General features: G+C 67.9%; 15 protein-coding genes. 5 read left to right on the top strand and 10 right to left on the bottom strand.

Features of this window, described 5'->3' with window-relative positions:
• Positions 1-415 precede the first annotated feature (415 nt).
• Positions 416-1570, bottom strand: coding sequence for a sugar diacid recognition domain-containing protein (locus tag H7U20_RS22080; RefSeq protein WP_199761303.1), 1155 nt, complete (start codon positions 1568-1570; stop codon positions 416-418).
• Between the two features lie 158 nt (positions 1571-1728).
• On the opposite strand from H7U20_RS22080, the gene H7U20_RS22075 reads away from it, so the two are divergent.
• Positions 1729-3060: an MFS transporter gene (locus H7U20_RS22075; protein ID WP_199761302.1), complete on the top strand. Its 1332-nt coding sequence runs from the start codon at positions 1729-1731 to the stop codon at positions 3058-3060.
• Between the two features lie 145 nt (positions 3061-3205).
• Positions 3206-4483, top strand: coding sequence for a glycerate kinase type-2 family protein (locus H7U20_RS22070; RefSeq protein ID WP_199761301.1), 1278 nt, complete (start codon positions 3206-3208; stop codon positions 4481-4483).
• Positions 4484-4511: 28 nt separating this feature from the next.
• On the opposite strand, the gene H7U20_RS22065 is transcribed toward H7U20_RS22070, so the two are convergent.
• Positions 4512-5090 (bottom strand): NnrU family protein, encoded by a 579-nt coding sequence (locus H7U20_RS22065; RefSeq protein WP_199761300.1) that lies wholly within the window; start codon positions 5088-5090, stop codon positions 4512-4514.
• A gap of 184 nt (positions 5091-5274) precedes the next feature.
• Entirely contained in the window at positions 5275-5523 is a 249-nt protein-coding gene (locus tag H7U20_RS22060) for a hypothetical protein (RefSeq protein ID WP_199761299.1), read from the bottom strand.
• Positions 5524-5711: 188 nt separating this feature from the next.
• Here H7U20_RS22060 and H7U20_RS22055 point away from each other — a divergent pair, with 188 nt between their 5' ends.
• A complete protein-coding gene (locus H7U20_RS22055) occupies positions 5712-6572 on the top strand; it encodes an MBL fold metallo-hydrolase (protein WP_199761298.1) in 861 nt (286 codons plus the stop codon).
• A gap of 220 nt (positions 6573-6792) precedes the next feature.
• On the opposite strand, the gene H7U20_RS22050 is transcribed toward H7U20_RS22055, so the two are convergent.
• Complete coding sequence (locus H7U20_RS22050; RefSeq protein WP_199761297.1) at positions 6793-8244, bottom strand: M20/M25/M40 family metallo-hydrolase; 1452 nt, start codon at positions 8242-8244, stop codon at positions 6793-6795.
• A gap of 200 nt (positions 8245-8444) precedes the next feature.
• Here H7U20_RS22050 and H7U20_RS22045 point away from each other — a divergent pair, with 200 nt between their 5' ends.
• Together H7U20_RS22045 and H7U20_RS22040 are read left to right on the top strand one after the other, a co-directional pair.
• The gene (locus H7U20_RS22045; protein WP_199761296.1) at positions 8445-8999 is read left to right on the top strand and encodes a GNAT family N-acetyltransferase; all 555 of its coding nucleotides are present in this window, start codon (positions 8445-8447) and stop codon (positions 8997-8999) included.
• Between the two features lie 103 nt (positions 9000-9102).
• A complete protein-coding gene (locus H7U20_RS22040; RefSeq protein ID WP_199761295.1) occupies positions 9103-9561 on the top strand; it encodes a glycine zipper 2TM domain-containing protein in 459 nt (152 codons plus the stop codon).
• A gap of 101 nt (positions 9562-9662) precedes the next feature.
• Here the strand turns inward: H7U20_RS22040 and H7U20_RS22035 are convergent, their stop codons facing one another.
• From H7U20_RS22035 to H7U20_RS22010, 6 genes are read right to left on the bottom strand one after another with little or no spacing between them, the layout of a single operon-like run.
• Positions 9663-10907 (bottom strand): TerD family protein, encoded by a 1245-nt coding sequence (locus H7U20_RS22035; protein ID WP_199761294.1) that lies wholly within the window; start codon positions 10905-10907, stop codon positions 9663-9665.
• Positions 10908-10916: 9 nt separating this feature from the next.
• A complete protein-coding gene (locus H7U20_RS22030; RefSeq protein WP_199761293.1) occupies positions 10917-11873 on the bottom strand; it encodes an HpcH/HpaI aldolase/citrate lyase family protein in 957 nt (318 codons plus the stop codon).
• Positions 11866-13017, bottom strand: coding sequence for a cysteine protease StiP family protein (locus tag H7U20_RS22025; protein ID WP_199761292.1), 1152 nt, complete (start codon positions 13015-13017; stop codon positions 11866-11868). Before H7U20_RS22025 ends, H7U20_RS22030 begins: the two co-directional genes overlap by 8 nt.
• A complete protein-coding gene (locus tag H7U20_RS22020; RefSeq protein ID WP_199761291.1) occupies positions 13014-13766 on the bottom strand; it encodes a hypothetical protein in 753 nt (250 codons plus the stop codon). The genes H7U20_RS22025 and H7U20_RS22020 overlap by 4 nt, the downstream gene beginning before the upstream one ends.
• Complete coding sequence (locus H7U20_RS22015; protein WP_233410987.1) at positions 13744-14934, bottom strand: phosphoribosyltransferase domain-containing protein; 1191 nt, start codon at positions 14932-14934, stop codon at positions 13744-13746. The genes H7U20_RS22020 and H7U20_RS22015 overlap by 23 nt, the downstream gene beginning before the upstream one ends.
• Entirely contained in the window at positions 14931-15938 is a 1008-nt protein-coding gene (locus H7U20_RS22010; protein WP_233410986.1) for an ATP-grasp domain-containing protein, read from the bottom strand. The genes H7U20_RS22015 and H7U20_RS22010 overlap by 4 nt, the downstream gene beginning before the upstream one ends.
• Positions 15939-15966 lie beyond the last annotated feature (28 nt).

The raw sequence follows: 15966 nt of genomic DNA, 5'->3' as shown, positions 1-15966 counted from the left end.
TTCAGCATTGGGCAATCTGTCGCCCACCGTCTACGAACGGAAAATGGCAGCACGCCAACCTATCGTCGTGTCCGAAATTACTTGACCACAGCATTTTTCAATCAATTGAAATCGTTCACCATGGGGAATTTTGTTGGCGGCTCTATCTTGGAAAATAATAAATATGGGTTGCGATGACCTACCCCCAAGGTGCAATGCGAGATAATTAGTTTTTATTTTTTTAACTTCCGCTATTGGGCGTTTTTTGCCGTTTACGTTTAGCAAAACCATATCGTGAAAAGGGTGATTTAATTTATCGATAGCGATAAGTAAATTTGAATCTGCGATTCACAACATACGCCTGTATGGGTTCCCGCCTTCGCGAGAACGACGATTTAGCGGCTATTTGACGGCGCCAAAAACAGCTCAACTCAACTCACTCGCTCAACTGCAACGCAACATACAGCAACAACCGGTCATCCGTATCAGCCAAATCCAGCCCGGTCAGCTCGCCGATCTTTTGCAGGCGATAATCCAGCGTGTTGCGGTGGATATGCATCGCCTTGGCCGTCTCGATGGCGTGGTTGTTGTGGCGGAACCAGACCGCCAGCGTCTTCATCAGCGTGCCGGCCTTGCGGTCATAGGCTTTCAGTTTGAACAAGGTCTGCCTTAGCTGCTCGCCCTGCCAGCCGGACTCCAAGCCGGACAACAACACCGGCAAGCTCAGTTCGAAGTAGGAAAACAGCTGCTGCTCGGGCGTCCTCAAGCGCCCCACCCGGCTCACCTGGCGCGCCGACTCGTAGGACGCGGCGGCGCCGTCCAGCCCCGGCAAGGCGACGCCCATCGACAAGGTGGACGGGAATTTAAGCGCGTGCTGCGCCACCCGGTTCAGCTCCTGCAGCCGTTGCTGCGCCTGCTGCGCGCGTGACATCTGCGCGCCCGCCACCACGAACGGCTCCAGCATCACCAGCTCGCCCGGCGAGATCATCGCCGTCAGCAGCTCGGGCCAACGGCCGGCCAGCTCGGACTGCACCTGGTGCAGCTGGCTCAGCACCAGATCCAGCCGATGGCTGACGTCCGGCACCTCCAGCACGAACATGGCCCGGGGCAAGCGCAGGTCGACACCCAGGCGCGCCGCCCAGGCCTGCATGCTGACGTCCGAAATGCCGGTGCGGTAGACCAGCTGAAACACGAACTCTTCGCGGTAGCGCTTTTCGCGCTGCAACTCGCCGATCAGCTGGGCCTGCTCCAGGATCATTTCCGCCGTCACCCGCACCAGCTCGCCGAACTGGCGCACCTGGTCGGGGTCGCCGGTCAGGCCGACCACGCCGCAGATCTCGCCGCGCACCGTCAGCGGCAGGTTGATGCCGGCCCGGGTGCCGGGCAGCCGGAACGTGGCCGCCTGGTCGATCTCGACCGTGTCCTGCCGGGCCAGCGCCAGTTGCGCTCCGGGGTGCAGGTCGCCGACCCGCTCCGGGCTGCCGCTGGCGATGATTTCGCCGCGCCCGTCCATCACGTTGACGCTGAAGGGAATGATCTTCATCGTCCGCCCGACGATCTGCTCCGCCAACGCCGCCGCTATCGTCACCATGCCCCGCCCTCTCGCTCAGCTTATAAAAATAGTGCATCCGCACAAAAATTACCTATTCAAAAGCCTGAATTTCCATGCATCCGCACGATGATTGTTTCGTCATCAGATTGTACGATGGTCGCGCCATATTTAAATAAATCAAAATCAGGAGACAAGAAATGGCCACACTATCGAACGCGAACCGGCTGCCGGACGCGCCGCAGGACCAGGCGGTGTTGGAAAACGCCTACAAGAAGGTCACGCTGCACCTCATCCCCTTCATCTTCGTTTGCTACCTCTTCAACTATCTGGACCGGGTCAACGTCGGCTTCGCCAAGCTGCAAATGCTGGACGCGCTGAAATGGAGCGAAACCGTCTACGGCCTCGGCGCCGGCATTTTCTTCATCGGCTACGTGCTCAGCGGCGTGCCGAGCAATCTGCTGCTGCACCGCCTGGGCGCGCGCAAGGTCATCGGCACCTTGATGATCGCCTGGGGTGCGGCCTCCGCCTGTTTGATGTTCGTCAAGACGCCGGAAGCCTTTTACACGCTGCGCTTCATCACCGGCGTGTTCGAGGCCGGCTTCTTCCCCGGCATCGTGTTGTACTTCACCAATTGGTATCCAGCCTCGCGCCGGGGCCGGATCATGGGCCTGTTCATGTCGGCCATCCCCATCTCCGGCGTGCTGGGCAGCCCTCTGTCGGGCTGGATGATGCAGTCGTTCGCCGGCCACAGCGGTCTGGCCGGCTGGCAGTGGATGTTCCTGCTGCAAGGCATCCCCACCATCCTGCTCGGCGTGCTGGTCTACGTCTTGCTCAACGACGGCATCACCCAGGCCAAGTGGTTGAATCCAAAGGAAAAAGAACTCCTTTTGCTGGAACTGGAGGACGACGAGCGCAAGCGCCGCGCCACCAACGCCACCGCCGACACCTTCGCCAGCGTGTTGCGCAACAAGAACGTGTGGATGCTCGGCCTGGTCTATTTCTGCATCCAGATGGGCGTCTACGCGATCAACTTCTGGTTGCCGACCATCGTCAAGTCGCTCGGCTTCCAGAGCGCGGTGACGGTGGGCTGGATCAGCGCCATCCCCTACTTCTGCGCCAGCGTCTTCATGATCTGGGTCGGCCGCTCGGCCGATGCGAAGAAGGAACGCCGCTGGCACCTGAGCGGCCCGCTGTTGATGGGCTTGTGCGGCCTGATGCTGGCCACCCAGGCGCACGGCAACGCCGTCGTCGCCCTGGTCGGCCTGTCGCTGGCGACCATGGGCGCGCTGTCCAGTTTGCCAATGTTCTGGCCGCTGCCGGCCGCCTTCCTCGGCAGCGCGGCGGCGGCCGGCGGCTTGGCCCTGATCAACTCGCTGGGCCAGATCGCCGGCTTCGTCAGCCCCTTCCTGGTCGGCTGGATCAAGGACAAGACCGGCAGCACCGACCTGGCGCTGTATATACTCTCCGCAGTGCTGTTCCTTGGCGCGATGCTGGTGATGCGCGTGCCGGCCAAGATCGTCAACCGCTAGCTAGCTGCTCTGGTGGCGCAAAACCACCCAAGGGCGGAAGCCAGGGTCAGACCCCTCGGGGTCTGACCCTAGAATTTGCCGCTGGGTTTTGCGCGCGCGCCCCGGCCCAGCCTTCAGTAACCGCAGAATTTTGAGAGTCGCCAACATGTCCACCACCCCGCCGCGCCAGCTGCTGCAAGCGATGTTCAACGCCGCCGTGGAGGCGGCGCAGCCGGCCCATTGCGTGCCGCCCCACCTGCCGCCAGCGCCGCGCGGCCGCCTGATCGTCATCGGCGCCGGCAAGGCTTCGGCGGCGATGGCGCGCGCCGTCGAGGACAACTGGCCCGGCCCGCTGTCCGGCCTGGTGGTGACGCGCTACGGTTACGCCGTGCCCTGCGAGCGCGTCGGCATCGTCGAGGCGGCCCATCCGGTGCCGGACGCCGCCGGCATGGACGCGGCGCGGCGCATCCTCGCCCTGGTCGGCGGCCTGAGCGCCGACGACACCGTGCTCTGCCTGATCTCCGGCGGCGGCTCGGCCCTTATGGCCCTGCCGCTGCTCGGCGTCACGCTGGAGGACAAGCAGGCGCTCAACCGCGAGCTGCTCAAATCCGGCGCCAGCATCGGCGAGATGAATTGCGTGCGGCGCCACCTGTCGGCGGTCAAGGGCGGCCGCCTGGCCGCCGCCTGCTTCCCGGCCAAGGTGGTCACCTTGTTGATTTCGGACGTGCCGGGCGACCGCCCAAGCGACATCGCCTCAGGCCCGACGGTCGGCGACGCCAGCACCTGCGACGACGCGCTGGCCATCGTGCGCCGCTACGGCATCGTCCTGCCGGAGCGCATCCGCGCCGTGCTGGAAAGCGGACGCGGCGAGTCGATCAAGCCGGACGACGCCCGCCTGGCCAACACGCAAACGCATCTGATCGCCACGCCGCAGATGGCGCTGGAGGCGGCGGCGCAGGTGGCCCGCGCGGCCGGGGTCACGCCGCACATCCTCGGCGACAGCATCGAAGGGGAAGCGCGCGACGTCGGCAAGGTCATGGCCGGCATCGCGCTACAGGTGGCGCAGCGCGGCCAGCCGTTCACGCCGCCGTGCGTGCTGCTGTCCGGCGGCGAGACCACGGTGACGGTGCGCGGCGATGGCCGTGGCGGCCGCAATGTGGAGTTTCTGCTGGCCTTGGGCGTGGCGCTCGACGGCCAGGCGGCCACCCACGCGCTGGCCGGCGACACCGACGGCGTCGACGGCCTGGAGGAGATCGCCGGCGCCTATCTGGCGCCCGACACGCTGCAACGCGCCTGGGCGCGGGGCTTGCGACCCAAGGACAGCCTGGACAACAACGACGGCCACGGCTTCTTCCAGGCGCTCGGCGACTCGGTGGTCACCGGGCCGACGCTGACCAACGTCAACGACTTCCGCGCCATCCTCATCACCGACGCCCCGGCATAAGCGCATCCGCATGTAGGCGCGCAACGGCTCAGCCGAACGGCCGCACGCCGATCAGCACACCATGCAGCCAAAAGGCGAACACCACAAAGCCAAGCAGGCCGACGGCGATGGTCGTCAGCGTGCCGCTCAAGGTGCCGGCCGGATAGCTGGTGCCGGCGGCGCGGTCGCGCTGACGGGCGGCGCGGAAGGCCAACGCCGCCCACAACAGGAAGGCGCCGAACAGCAGCACGTCGGCCGCCTTGCCGTTGGCCAGCAGGTGGCCGAAGGCCCATACCTTGGTGGCCAACATCATCGGATGGTGGACGGCGGCCTTGATGCGGTTGCGCGGTACGTAGGTGGCGGCCAGCAGCACGAAGGCGACCACCATGAACAGACCGTTCAGGTGGCGCAGGAACACCGGCGGCTGCCACAGCACCACGGGCTGTTGGCGCGCCAGGCCGAAACCCCAGATGATCAGGCCGAAGCCGAGCAGCGATACCAGGCTGAACACGCCCTTCCAGGCGGCTTGGCCCTGGCGCACCAGTTGGCGCTGGCGCCAGGGTTCGGCGACGATGCGGATTGAATGGGTGCCGAGGAAAAGAATCAAACCGAGTAGCAAAATCGTCATCGAGGTGCCTTGCGAAATGGAGGGGGCTGGGCCTGCGGACCGGCGCGGCGCGGGCGCGACGCCGGGGGATGGCGTATGGTGGCATGGAAATGTTGTCAAAGCAATCTCATGGGCGGAGAAATGCGTCGACTGGCGCCGCCGGCGTGGCCGGCGGCTGCGGGTGCGGCCGAGCCCGGAGCCGGGCCTAGGCCAGCCGCACCAGCGGGTTGGCGATGATGTTGTCGATCTGGCGGATCGCCTCGTCGCAGGCGGCGGCGACGGCGTCGTCCTCGCTGTCGCGGACGAATTGCATGGTGGCGCCCTCGAAGACGTCGACACCGTCCGGCCCGGCGCGCTCGATGTCGCAGCTGGCGGTCCATTTGTCGCCGCTGGTGGGCGCGGCGAAGGGCACGATTTCCCAGCCCTTGTAGTGCATTTTCGATCCTTGATCCATCTGACTCTCCTTGGCGGATGCTAGCAAGTTGCAGGCTTCGATCATACAGGATGCGGCCCCGGTTCCGCGCCCGTCTGCCCGGGCCGGGTCGAGAACAGCGGCAAATCGGCCGCCACCGTAATCCAGCGGGATTGCCGCAAGCAAATTCATTATAATCACGGGGCCACCACCTTGCCGACCTCATCATCATGACACCACAGATCCAAGCCTTCCACGACGCCGCCACCGGCACCGTCACCTACATCGTCTACGAGGCCGACGGCAGCGACTGCGCGGTGATCGACCCGGTGCTCGACTACGACCCCAAATCGGGCCGCACCTCGACCCGCTCGGCCGACCTGGTGGTCGACTTCGTCCGCGCCCGCCGCCTCAACTGCGCCTGGCTGCTGGAGACCCACGCCCACGCCGACCACCTCTCGGCCGCGCCCTACCTGGCGGCCCAGCTGGGCGGGCGCAGCGCCATCGGCGCCGCCATCCGTGGCGTGCAGCACGCCTTCGCCGGCGTGTTCCACCAGCAGCCGACACCGGCGCAGGACGGCTCGCAGTTCGACCACCTGTTCGAAGCGGACGAGGAGTTCCACATCGGCCGCCTGGCGGCGCGCGCGCTGCACGTGCCGGGCCACACCCCGGCCGACCTGGCCTACCAGGTGGGCGACGCGGTGTTCGTCGGCGACACGCTGTTCATGCCCGACGTCGGCACGGCGCGCTGCGACTTCCCCGGCGGTTGCGCCGCCGCGCTGTACCGGTCGGTGCGCCGGCTGTTGGCCTTGCCGGCCGCGACGCGCCTGTTCATGTGCCACGACTATCCGCCGGCCGGCCGCGCCGCGCGCTGGGAGGTGACGGTGGCCGAGCAGCGCGCCGCCAACATCCACATCCACGACGGCGTCTCCGAGGCCGACTTCGTCGCCATGCGCACCGCGCGCGACGCCACGCTGGACATGCCGACGCTGATCCTGCCGGCGATCCAGGTCAACATCAACGCCGGCCAGCTGCCGGCGGCCGAGGAGAACGGCGTGCGCTATTTGAAGATCCCGCTCAACGCGATCTGAGCCGCACCGAAGAATATCCGTCGTTCCCGCGCAGGCGGGAACCCATGCCCCGCATGAGTTCCCCCCATGCCCCGCATGAGTTCCCCCCATGCCCCGCATGAGTTCCCCCCATGCCCCGCATGAGTTCCCCCCATGCCCCGCATGAGTTCCCCCCATGCCCCGCATGAGTTCCCCCATGCTGCGCGGCGGTTCGCCCACGCGGGAACGACACAGGTTTCCTTCACTCCTGCTGGGGCGCGCGGCCGATAGGCTCGTCCATGTTGGCCAGATACCAGGCCAGCGACGACAACACCGCCACATGCCGCTTCAAATTCTGCGGATCGACCTTGTCGAGCGTGTCGGCGGCCGTGTGGTGGTAGTGGAAGTAGCTGTGGCTGTCGACCAGCGGCTCGAAGCTCGGCACGCCGGCCGTCTCCAGCGCGTGCAGATCGCCGGCGCCGAGCACGTCGCGCCGGGTGAAGGCGCCGGCGCCGATCGGCAGCAGGGCCTCGCGCAGCGGCGCGAACAGCTTCTCGGCGCGCGGGCCGACGCTGGCCAGGATGCCGAACGGGCGGCCGGCGCCGGAGTCGCTCTCGATCGCGGCGATCTGCTTGTCCAACTTACCCTGATGCGCGTCGAAGTAGGCGGCGCCGCCACGGCCGCCGTTCTCCTCGTTCATCCAGGCGATCATGCGGATGGTGCGGCGCGGCTGCAGTTTGAGCTTTTTCAGCGTCTCGATGACGCCCATCGCGCCCATCACGCCGGCGCCGTCGTCGTTGGCGCCGGTGGCCAGGTCCCACGAGTCCAGGTGGCCGGAAACGATCACCACCTCGTCGGCCTTGTCGCTGCCCGGCAGGTCGGCGATGACGTTGAAGCTGTCGGCGTCGGGCAGGGTTTGCGGCGTCAGCGTCAGGTGCATCGACAGCGGGCCGCGCGCGGCCAGGCGGCTCATCAGCATGGCGTCCTCGCTGGTGACGGCGGCCGCCGGGATGCGCGCGCCGTCGACCAGGCCGGTGGCGCCGGTGTGCGGCAGGCGGAAGTCGGCGCCGCCGACCGAGCGCACCAGCGCGGCGGCCGCGCCCATCTGCGCCGCCATCTTCGGTCCGTTGAAGCGGTAGTTCGAGCCGCGCCCGTAGGCCGGGCCGGCCAGACCGCGCTCGGCCATCTCCTGGTCGAAGGCGACGTCGAACAGCACGATGCGGCCCTTGACCTCGGCGGCGCGCGCCTTCAACTCGTCGAAGTCGCGCACCACCAGCACCGGCGCGGTCAGGCCGGCGGCCGACGTGGCGCCCGAGCCGCCCAGCGCCGTCAGCACGACGCGCTGGCTGACGCCGGCCGGCCGGCCCTTGTAGTCGACCAGCTCGGCCGTCTCGGCGCCGCGCACCCAGTGCGGCACCTTGACCGGCTGCAGCGTGACGGTGGCGCCCAGCTTGCGCATCGCCGCCGCCACCTGCTCCACCGCCGCCGCCGCGCCGGCCGAGCCGGACAGGCGCGGGCCGACCAGGTCGGTCAGGTCGGCCAGGCGCTCGTAGGCCCAGTCGCTCTTCATCGCGGTGTCGCGGATGCTGCCCAAGGTGGCGGCCTCGTTGGCCGGCGCGGCGGCATTGGCGGCGGCGGCGCCGCTCAGCAGGCAGGTGATCAGGGCGGCCAGCACGGGCTGGCGCAACAGCGGCTTGTTCAACACAGGTTTCATGCGGGTCCTATCGATAAAAATACGGGCGGGCGAGGTCTGGCGCCTGCGGTCTTGCCACCGACGCGGGCGGCGGGGGATTCCAACGATAGCGCATTTGGCTATCTTGTGCAGAAACTTTTAAAAACACAGGCACCGGCACGTTTGATTTGTGACCGCGACTGCATTACCATGGGCCTTCCCTCCGCAGAAAGGAAGCGCATATGCTCAAGGGACCGCTGTGCACCGTCCGCCATTTGCTGACCGCCGACCTGAACACCTTCATCGCCCTGGTCAACGACCTGCCCTCGCGCGGCGACCACTTTTCGAGCCATTTCAAGTCGCCCGAGACGATGCGCAAGGAGTTCCTGCAGAACGGCTTCGTCACCGAGGACAGCGAACTGTTCGTCATCGAGGACCGCGCCCACCACATTGTCGGCGTCATCACCCATTTCAAGAGCCGCACGCCGATCTGCCGCGAGATCGGCTACCGCCTGTTCGACGCCGCCCTGGCCGGCCACGGCTACGTCAGCGAGGCGACCCGCCTGTTGGTCGACCACCTGTTCCGCGTCTACCAATACCACCGGCTCGAACTGCTGACCTCGCCGGAGAATGTCGGCTCGGTGCGCATCGCCGAAAAATGCGGTTTCCAGGCCGAGGGCCTGCTGCGCCAGGCCTTCTTCATCAACGGCCGCTACTGCGACGTCAGCGTGCACAGCCTGCTGCGGCCGGAGTGGGAGCGCCAGCGCGCGCCGCTCAGCATACTGTCCCGATTGTAAGAATGTGTATATGACGTGGCGCTTTTCCGGCCGGGCGATATAGTGACACTCATACAAGGGCCGCAACGATCATTCCGATCCGGGGCCAAGCAGGAGAAACGCCATGTTCAACAAAAAATTCCTCGCTGCGGTGATGCTGGCCGCCGCCACCATCTCGACCAGCGCGCTGGCCGGCGACCGCGACTTCAACACCGCCGCCGGCGCCATCGTCGGCGCGGCCATTGGCCATAACAGCGGCGGCCGCGACGGCGCCATCGTCGGCGGCTTGATCGGCGCCGCCGTCGGCAACAGCATCAACAGCGACGACCGCTCCTACCGCCGCGGCGACCGCTACGACAACCGCTACGTCGAAACCCGCGTCTACCAGCCGGCACCGACCTACTACGAACCGGCGCCGGTCTACTACGCGCCGCCACCGCGCTACTACGCGCCGCCGCAGGTGGTCTACGTCGAGCCGGCCCGCCCCTACTACCGTGAATACCGCGAGGTGCGCGAGTACCGTGGCCGCGACTATTACTACGAAGGCGGCCGTCACCACCACCATCGCGGCTACGACCGCTAAGCGCCCGTCCGGCTGGCCGGCGCCCGAATAAAAAAGAGCCTGACGCGACTGCGTCAGGCTCTTTTTTTTTGACCGGCACGACGGCGTCGTACCACCGCGCCTCAGTCCTTGCTGCCCTCTGCCCAGCGCAGGCCGAAGTTGTATTTGCGGTCCATCAGCTCGTGCAGCGTCTTGCGGCCCTGCGGCACGATGTAGTCGACCAGCTTGGTCACCTGCAGCTTGCCGCCGACGTTCTCCAGCATGGCGATGGCGCACATCATCTGATCGCCGCCCTGGTCCAGGCGCACCTCGATAGGCGGCTGGTCCGGCACGTTGACGCTCACCACGCCGTCGGTGGCGGCCCAGTTGGCCACGCCCTCGTAGATGAAGGCGAAGATCAGCGCCCGCTTGATCTCGCCGAAATGCTTGCCGTTGATGGTCAGGTTTTCGCCGTCCACGGAAGCTCCGGTGCGGTCGTCGGCGGCCAGTTGGATGTAGGGCCAACCGGCGAAGTCGCCGAAGCTGTTACCCAGCGCCTGCACCACGCCCGGCGTGCCGTCGGCCATCTCGAACATGCAGCCCAGATCCAGGTCGATACCGCGCGGCGCGCCCGTCCCCGCGCCCGTCAGGCGGGAGAAGAAGCCCGGCTTCTCGGCCACCGGCGCGGCGCCGGCCGTGCGGTTCCAGTTCAGGTTGACGTGGATGCGGCCGAAGCCGGCCGGCGAGGTTTTCTCCAGCGAGATCTTGTCGCCACGTTTCTCCAACGTGACCTTCGACAGCGACACCTTCGGCTGCGCCGCCGGCGCCGGGGCCGCAACGACAGTGGCCGGCGCCGGGGTTGGCGCCGATGCGGTCGCGCCGCTCTCGCTGCCGCCGAAATGCGCCAGCAACGCCGCCAGCCCGCCATTGAAGCCCTGCCCCACGGCGCCGAAGCGCCACAGGCCGTCCTTGCGGTACAACTCGGCGAGGATCACCGCCTTCTCGTCCTGGAAGTCGCTGCCGGCCAGGGCGAACTGCGCCAAGCCGGCCAGCGTCACGCTGCTGCCGCTGATGGAACGCATGCTGGCGCCGCCGTCGATGGCGGCGGTGAACACCAGCTTGCAGATCGACTCGGGCAGCGCCGCCAGATTCACGGCAAAGCTGACCCGCTCGCCGCCGATGCGCAGCGTGACCGCCTCGCCGGGGCTGGCCAACTGGTTGTAGAACACCATGTAGCGGTCGTCGGACAGGCGGTCGGCGCTGTCGAGGCCGAAGCAGGACACGTCGGCCATCGCGCCGGCGATGCGCAGGTCGACGTCGACGTTGAAGGACAGGCCGCAATCGAGGTCGCTGAGTTTGCTCTTTTGTCCGCGCGTGAATTGTTTCATACGATTTACCTATGGGATGGTGGGTTGCGGGTGGCCCAACGGGCCTGTCAATTGGGGCCGTTCAAGGCTGACCCGGGGACGCTGGCCCGGCTCCGGGTACGCGCCGAACATGCGCGAGCGCTCCAGCGTGCTCTCGGCCCAAGCGCGGTGGGTCGCCACCTCGCACATCGACTCGTTCATGGCGAACACCGCCGGGCTGTCCGGCCGCAGGATGGCGGCGGCGGCGCGCAGGTCGCTGGCCGAAACGCGGTAGTGGCTCTCGATGGCGCCGATCTGGCTGGGATGGATGGCGGTCTTGCCGACCATGCCGTAGGCCAGGTCCTCGGCCACCTCCTCGCTGAGCAGCTCGGGCAGGTCCAAATGCTCGAACACCGGCGCCGTCAGCGCGAAGCCGTGCGGCCGGAAGGTGGTCACCAAGCGGGCGATCACCGGACCGAGCGGCGTGCGGTACAGCGTCATGTTGCGCGGCCGGCGCAGGCCCAGCAGCGCCAGCAGGTCGTTGCCGCCGATGCGCAGCGCCAGCACGCGCTCACGCACGCCGGGCGTCTCGAGCAGGCGGCGCAGCGCGCGCATCTGGTCGTCGTCGAACACCTCGGCCGTCTCCAGCGTCGGCATCAGCACGTGCTGGGTGTCGCGCACCAGCTTGCAGTAGGCGGGCAGATTGTACTGGGTCGCCTTGGGGATGACGAAGCCGGTCAGCTTGTCGGCGCCGGGCATGGCCAGCACCCGCGCCAGCACCTCTTGGTTGCGCACCCGGACGAAGCGCTCGGCCGTGCCGGCCGCCGGCATATTCGCCAGCACCAGCGACAGGTTGAACAAGGCGTAACTCAGCTCGCGGTCGGCGACGGCGTCCTCGGTGCACATGATGAGCGAACGCACGTGGGCCAAGCGCTGGCCGCTGGCGACCTCCATCAAATGCTTGTGGGTGGCCGGCACGTAGAGCGAGGCGCCGATAAGCTTAACCATCTGAGACATTCCTGATGATGGAGACCGCCTGGTACGGCAGCTCCGGATCGATATGCACCGGCACGTTCTTTTCGCGCGCCAGCACCAGCAGGTGGGCGACGTCGGCGCTGGCCGCGTCGCGCACGATCAAGCGTTCCGGCGTGCGCCGCAGCAGCACGCGGGTGGCTTCGCCCAGGCCCGGCTTGATCAGGTTGCGGTCGACGATGCCGTGGCCGCGCATGGCCTCGGCCATGTAGCGGCGCGAGACACTCGCCGCCGCCTCGCGCGCCGTCACGCTGGCCGCAGCGTTGGCGTTGGCGTTGGCGTTGGCCGCGCCGGCGCTCGACGGGCCGGCTGTCGAGGAGCCGGCCGCCCCATCCGCCACGAGCGCCAGCGCGCGCTCGACCAGGCTGTCGGCGAAAGCGCGCGACTGGTCCTGTTCCTCGAACTCGGCGTAATAGACGCAGCCGTGGAAGTCGGCCGGCCCGATGGCCTGGTTCAGGATCGAGCGGCTGACCAGGCCCGACACGGTGGCGTTGAGGATGCTCGACGGGATCAGGTAGTCGTCATGGGCGGCGGCGCAGGCGGCCACCCCGGCCAAGTCGGACAACACGTACAAGCCACTGTCGATGGCGCAGCCGTGGCTGGCGTTGAAGTCGGCAATGCTGGCGTGCAGCTCGCCGCTGATGACGCCCTTGCCGGTCCAGCCGTCGATGAAGACGATGGACTCGGCGGCGTGGCCGCGCGCCAGGATGTACTCCAGCGCCACCTGGTCGATGCCGCGGTCGCGGATGATGGACAGCGAATAGTGCGCCGTCTCGCGGCCGAACACGCCGGCCAGCAAACGCTTGAGCACCACGCCGACCGGCGTGCCGGCGCGCGCCAGCGACACCAGCGTCACCGGCCCTGCGCGGCGGCGCGCGATCAGGCCGGCCAGCGTCAGACAGTCGGCGGCCATGCGTTCCAGGTTGGCGGCGCAGGCGGCGGCGAACACCTCCAGATAGCGCGCCGACGGCAGCGACTCGCGCGACAGCATCTCGCTGTAGTGGCGCTGGCCGGACTGGATCAGCCGCTCCTTGTCCGCCACCTCGACGAAGGAGGCCAGCGCCAGCGGCTTGAGGAGGAACTGCACGTCGTCGCCGTGGTAGCTGCCGCTGAAGTTCATAGCGGCTCCAGGGCCAGCCTGGCCAGCTGGCTGCCGCGCGGCACGATGGCGTAATCGCAGGCGGCCATGAAGCGGGCGTCGGAGCGGCTGTCGCCCATGCCGAAGGTGAGCAACGCGCCGTGCTCGCCGCGCAGAAGCTCGGTCACATAGGCCACCGCGTGCGACTTGTTCAGCGCGTTCGGCAGCACCGCCAGGTTGTTGCCGTTGCGGTGGATGAAGTAGTCATGGCCGCGCGCCTCCAGCCACGGCAGCACCACCTCGCGCTCGATCGGTTCGAGCCGCGCGGCGATCTTGTCGGCGTCCTTGAACACTAGGTAGAACGGGATGGAAAAATCCTCGATGACGCGGGCGCGGCCGCGCTGGCCGGCCGCCGCCACGTGGGCGTCGACCAGCCCGGCCAGCTCGGCCAGGCCGTCCTGCGCCGCCAGCATCAGCGGCCGCATGCGCTCCAGCCAGGCGCGGTCGGCGCTGCCGTCGGGCAGCAGCACCACGCCGCCGTAGTTGATCACCGCGTAGCTGTGGAAGTCCAGCCGCACGCGGCGGAAGGCGTCCAGATTGCGCGCCGTGGCCGGGATCACCGTCATGCCGTCTTGCATGAAGTCGAACAGGGCACGCTGGCCGGCCGTGCTGAAGGAGCAGGCGACGCCGTCCTTGAGCACGGCGGCCGCTTGCAGGTCGTCGCGTGCGCCACACTTTTCCAGCGATTGGAACAGCGTGTCGTCGAGATCAGCGAACAGGAATTTCTTCAACCAGGGCCTCACTAATAAAATGGAAAAGACGCGCGTCGAGCAGCGCGGCCAGTTCGAACAACGCGGCGTTGGGCGGCGTCTCGTGGCAGATGAAAACGTGGTCGTACTGGCCGGGGCTGACGTTGTAGAGGAAGTTGGGCACGCCCTCGCCGTAGTTGTCGGCGAACTCCAGCACCTGCCCCACCGCGCCCCAGCGCAGGATCGGCGAGCGGGTGGTCGACTGGATCGCCAGCGCGACACCGTCACGCGCCAGCGCTGCGCCCAGCACGTAGGCGGCGTGCATGAATTCGCCGGTGCCCAGCACCAGCACGCTCTGGCCGGCGCCGATGTCGGCCGCCAGGCCGTCCACCAAGGCGGCCGGCAGGCGCAGCGGCGCGCTGCGGCCGCGCCGGCCGAAGCTGGCGCTGGCGCCGCGCTCGGCGTCGGCGTCGAAGCGCTGCGCCGGCGCCGCCCGCGACGCCACCGCGCCGGGCGCGAACTGGTAACCGCCGCGCAGGCAGGCGCCCAGGGTCAGCGGCAGGCCGCAACGCTGCGCCAGCCCGGCGCCGCCCTGCTCGCCCATGAAATTGGTGATCACCGCCAGATGCAAATGGGCGATGTCCGGCTGCACCTGGCGGCAGGCGTTGAGCAGGTTGACGAAGGTGTTGCCGGTGCTGGCCTCGTCGTCGATCAGCACCAGCGAGCGCATGCCGGTGAACAGCGCGCGCTGGGCCGGGTCCTCCGGCCAGTGCAGGAACTGGCGCGGCGCGTGGCTGTGCGCCTCCTCGAATTCGATCAGCGGCGCGCTGCCGACGCGGTAGCGGGTGGTATGCAGGAACAGCGCCGGCTGGCCCGGATGGTCGCGCTGCCAGGCCTCGAACACGCCCTGGCCCAGGCCGATGCCGGTCTCGGCCAGCGAGATGAACACCACCGGGCCGGGCAGCGCGGGCACGCCGGCGGCCAGGCTGGCGTGGATCTGCGCCATGCGCTGCGGCGTCACCGGCCAGTGCTTGCCCAGCACCTTGCTGAGGAACAGGAAGCCGCGCTTGGCGTTGTCGCGCGCGGCGTAGCCGAGCAGGCTGTCGGGCGCGAACTCGCTGCTGTCGACCCGCAGTTGCAGCGTGCCGGTCGGCAGCTCCACTTGCCAGCTGCCGGCGTGCGGCGCCGGCCCGCCCATGGCCGCGCTCATGCCAGCTCCAAGGCGCAGCCCTGCTCGCCGACACGCATGCCGTCGCGCACCGGCGCCGGCGTCAGACCGGCGTGGCCGTCGACGAAGCCGCGCAGCGCGATGTAGGGCAGGTTCGGCCCGGCCAGGCAGGCCATGCCGATGCCGCCCGACATGCGCGGATTGATCTCCAGCAGCCGCAGCCCGTCGCGGCCCTCGCGGAACTGGACGTTGAACATGCCGTTCAGGCCGAAGTCGGCGGCCAGCTTGGCGCAGGCGGCGGCGATGTCGGGCCGCATGTCGATCAGTTGGCCGTGGCCGGCCTGCGGCAGCTTCTTGCGCGCCACCAGGCAGACCAGGCGGCCCTCGTCGCCGACGCAGTCGACGCTGTATTCGGGGCCGTCGAGATACTCCATCAGCAGCATGCTGCGGAACTGGCCCAGCTCGGCCAGGCCACGGCGCAGGTCGGCCAGGCCGATGCGGTAACTGGCGCCGGCCAGCAGCAGCGCGGCGCTGCTGCGCTGCTCGTCGAGCACGCTGAAGCCCAGCCCGTAGACCGAGCGCGAGGGCTTGACGCACAGCGTGTCGTGACGGGCGCGCAGCGCGGCGTGGGCGGCGTCGAACTGCTCGATGTCGCTGAACTCGCGGAACTGCGGCGCCGGCGCCTGCGGCAGGTCGACCGCCGCGTAGAAGGCGGCCTTGTCGTCGATCAGGTCCAGCTGCGCCGGCAAGGCGGCGCTGAGCAGGCGCGTGCCCTGCTCAAGAAAACGGCCGCGCGCCGCGCTCAGCGCGGCGGCGTGCTTGCTGGGCATGAAGACGTCGACCCGCTGCTCGCGGCAGAAGGCCAGGCACCAGTCGACATACTCGGCCGCCGCCAAGCCGCTCGGCTCGACGTGGAAGGCGTCGGCCACACCGGCCGCCGCCGAATGGGCGTGGGGGTGGCTGTAAATGGTGTGGAAACGGCCCTCAAGATCACCCTCGCGGATCAAGCCGAGTGCCGTCGCCACCGACGAAAACGCGCTGTTCATCCAAACTCGCCAAACTCGCATCGACATC

The organism is Rugamonas violacea, assembly GCF_016461825.1.
Classification (GTDB): Bacteria; Pseudomonadota; Gammaproteobacteria; order Burkholderiales; family Burkholderiaceae_D; genus Rugamonas.
The sequence above is the reverse complement of the archived record's forward strand: the minus strand, read 5'-3'. Positions and strand labels throughout refer to the sequence as shown.

What these genes read in the sequence shown, in the direction of transcription:
- H7U20_RS22015 (WP_233410987.1), bottom strand. Translation starts at nt 14,934, where the DNA reads ATGAGCGCGGCCATGGGCGGGCCGGCGCCGCACGCCGGCAGCTGGCAA.
- H7U20_RS22030 (WP_199761293.1), bottom strand. Translation starts at nt 11,873, where the DNA reads ATGGTTAAGCTTATCGGCGCCTCGCTCTACGTGCCGGCCACCCACAAG.
- H7U20_RS22060 (WP_199761299.1), bottom strand. Translation starts at nt 5,523, where the DNA reads ATGGATCAAGGATCGAAAATGCACTACAAGGGCTGGGAAATCGTGCCC.
- H7U20_RS22040 (WP_199761295.1), top strand. Translation starts at nt 9,103, where the DNA reads ATGTTCAACAAAAAATTCCTCGCTGCGGTGATGCTGGCCGCCGCCACC.
- H7U20_RS22045 (WP_199761296.1), top strand. Translation starts at nt 8,445, where the DNA reads ATGCTCAAGGGACCGCTGTGCACCGTCCGCCATTTGCTGACCGCCGAC.
- H7U20_RS22065 (WP_199761300.1), bottom strand. Translation starts at nt 5,090, where the DNA reads ATGACGATTTTGCTACTCGGTTTGATTCTTTTCCTCGGCACCCATTCA.
- H7U20_RS22035 (WP_199761294.1), bottom strand. Translation starts at nt 10,907, where the DNA reads ATGAAACAATTCACGCGCGGACAAAAGAGCAAACTCAGCGACCTCGAT.
- H7U20_RS22025 (WP_199761292.1), bottom strand. Translation starts at nt 13,017, where the DNA reads ATGAACTTCAGCGGCAGCTACCACGGCGACGACGTGCAGTTCCTCCTC.
- H7U20_RS22070 (WP_199761301.1), top strand. Translation starts at nt 3,206, where the DNA reads ATGTCCACCACCCCGCCGCGCCAGCTGCTGCAAGCGATGTTCAACGCC.
- H7U20_RS22075 (WP_199761302.1), top strand. Translation starts at nt 1,729, where the DNA reads ATGGCCACACTATCGAACGCGAACCGGCTGCCGGACGCGCCGCAGGAC.
- H7U20_RS22050 (WP_199761297.1), bottom strand. Translation starts at nt 8,244, where the DNA reads ATGAAACCTGTGTTGAACAAGCCGCTGTTGCGCCAGCCCGTGCTGGCC.
- H7U20_RS22080 (WP_199761303.1), bottom strand. Translation starts at nt 1,570, where the DNA reads ATGGTGACGATAGCGGCGGCGTTGGCGGAGCAGATCGTCGGGCGGACG.
- H7U20_RS22010 (WP_233410986.1), bottom strand. Translation starts at nt 15,938, where the DNA reads ATGAACAGCGCGTTTTCGTCGGTGGCGACGGCACTCGGCTTGATCCGC.
- H7U20_RS22055 (WP_199761298.1), top strand. Translation starts at nt 5,712, where the DNA reads ATGACACCACAGATCCAAGCCTTCCACGACGCCGCCACCGGCACCGTC.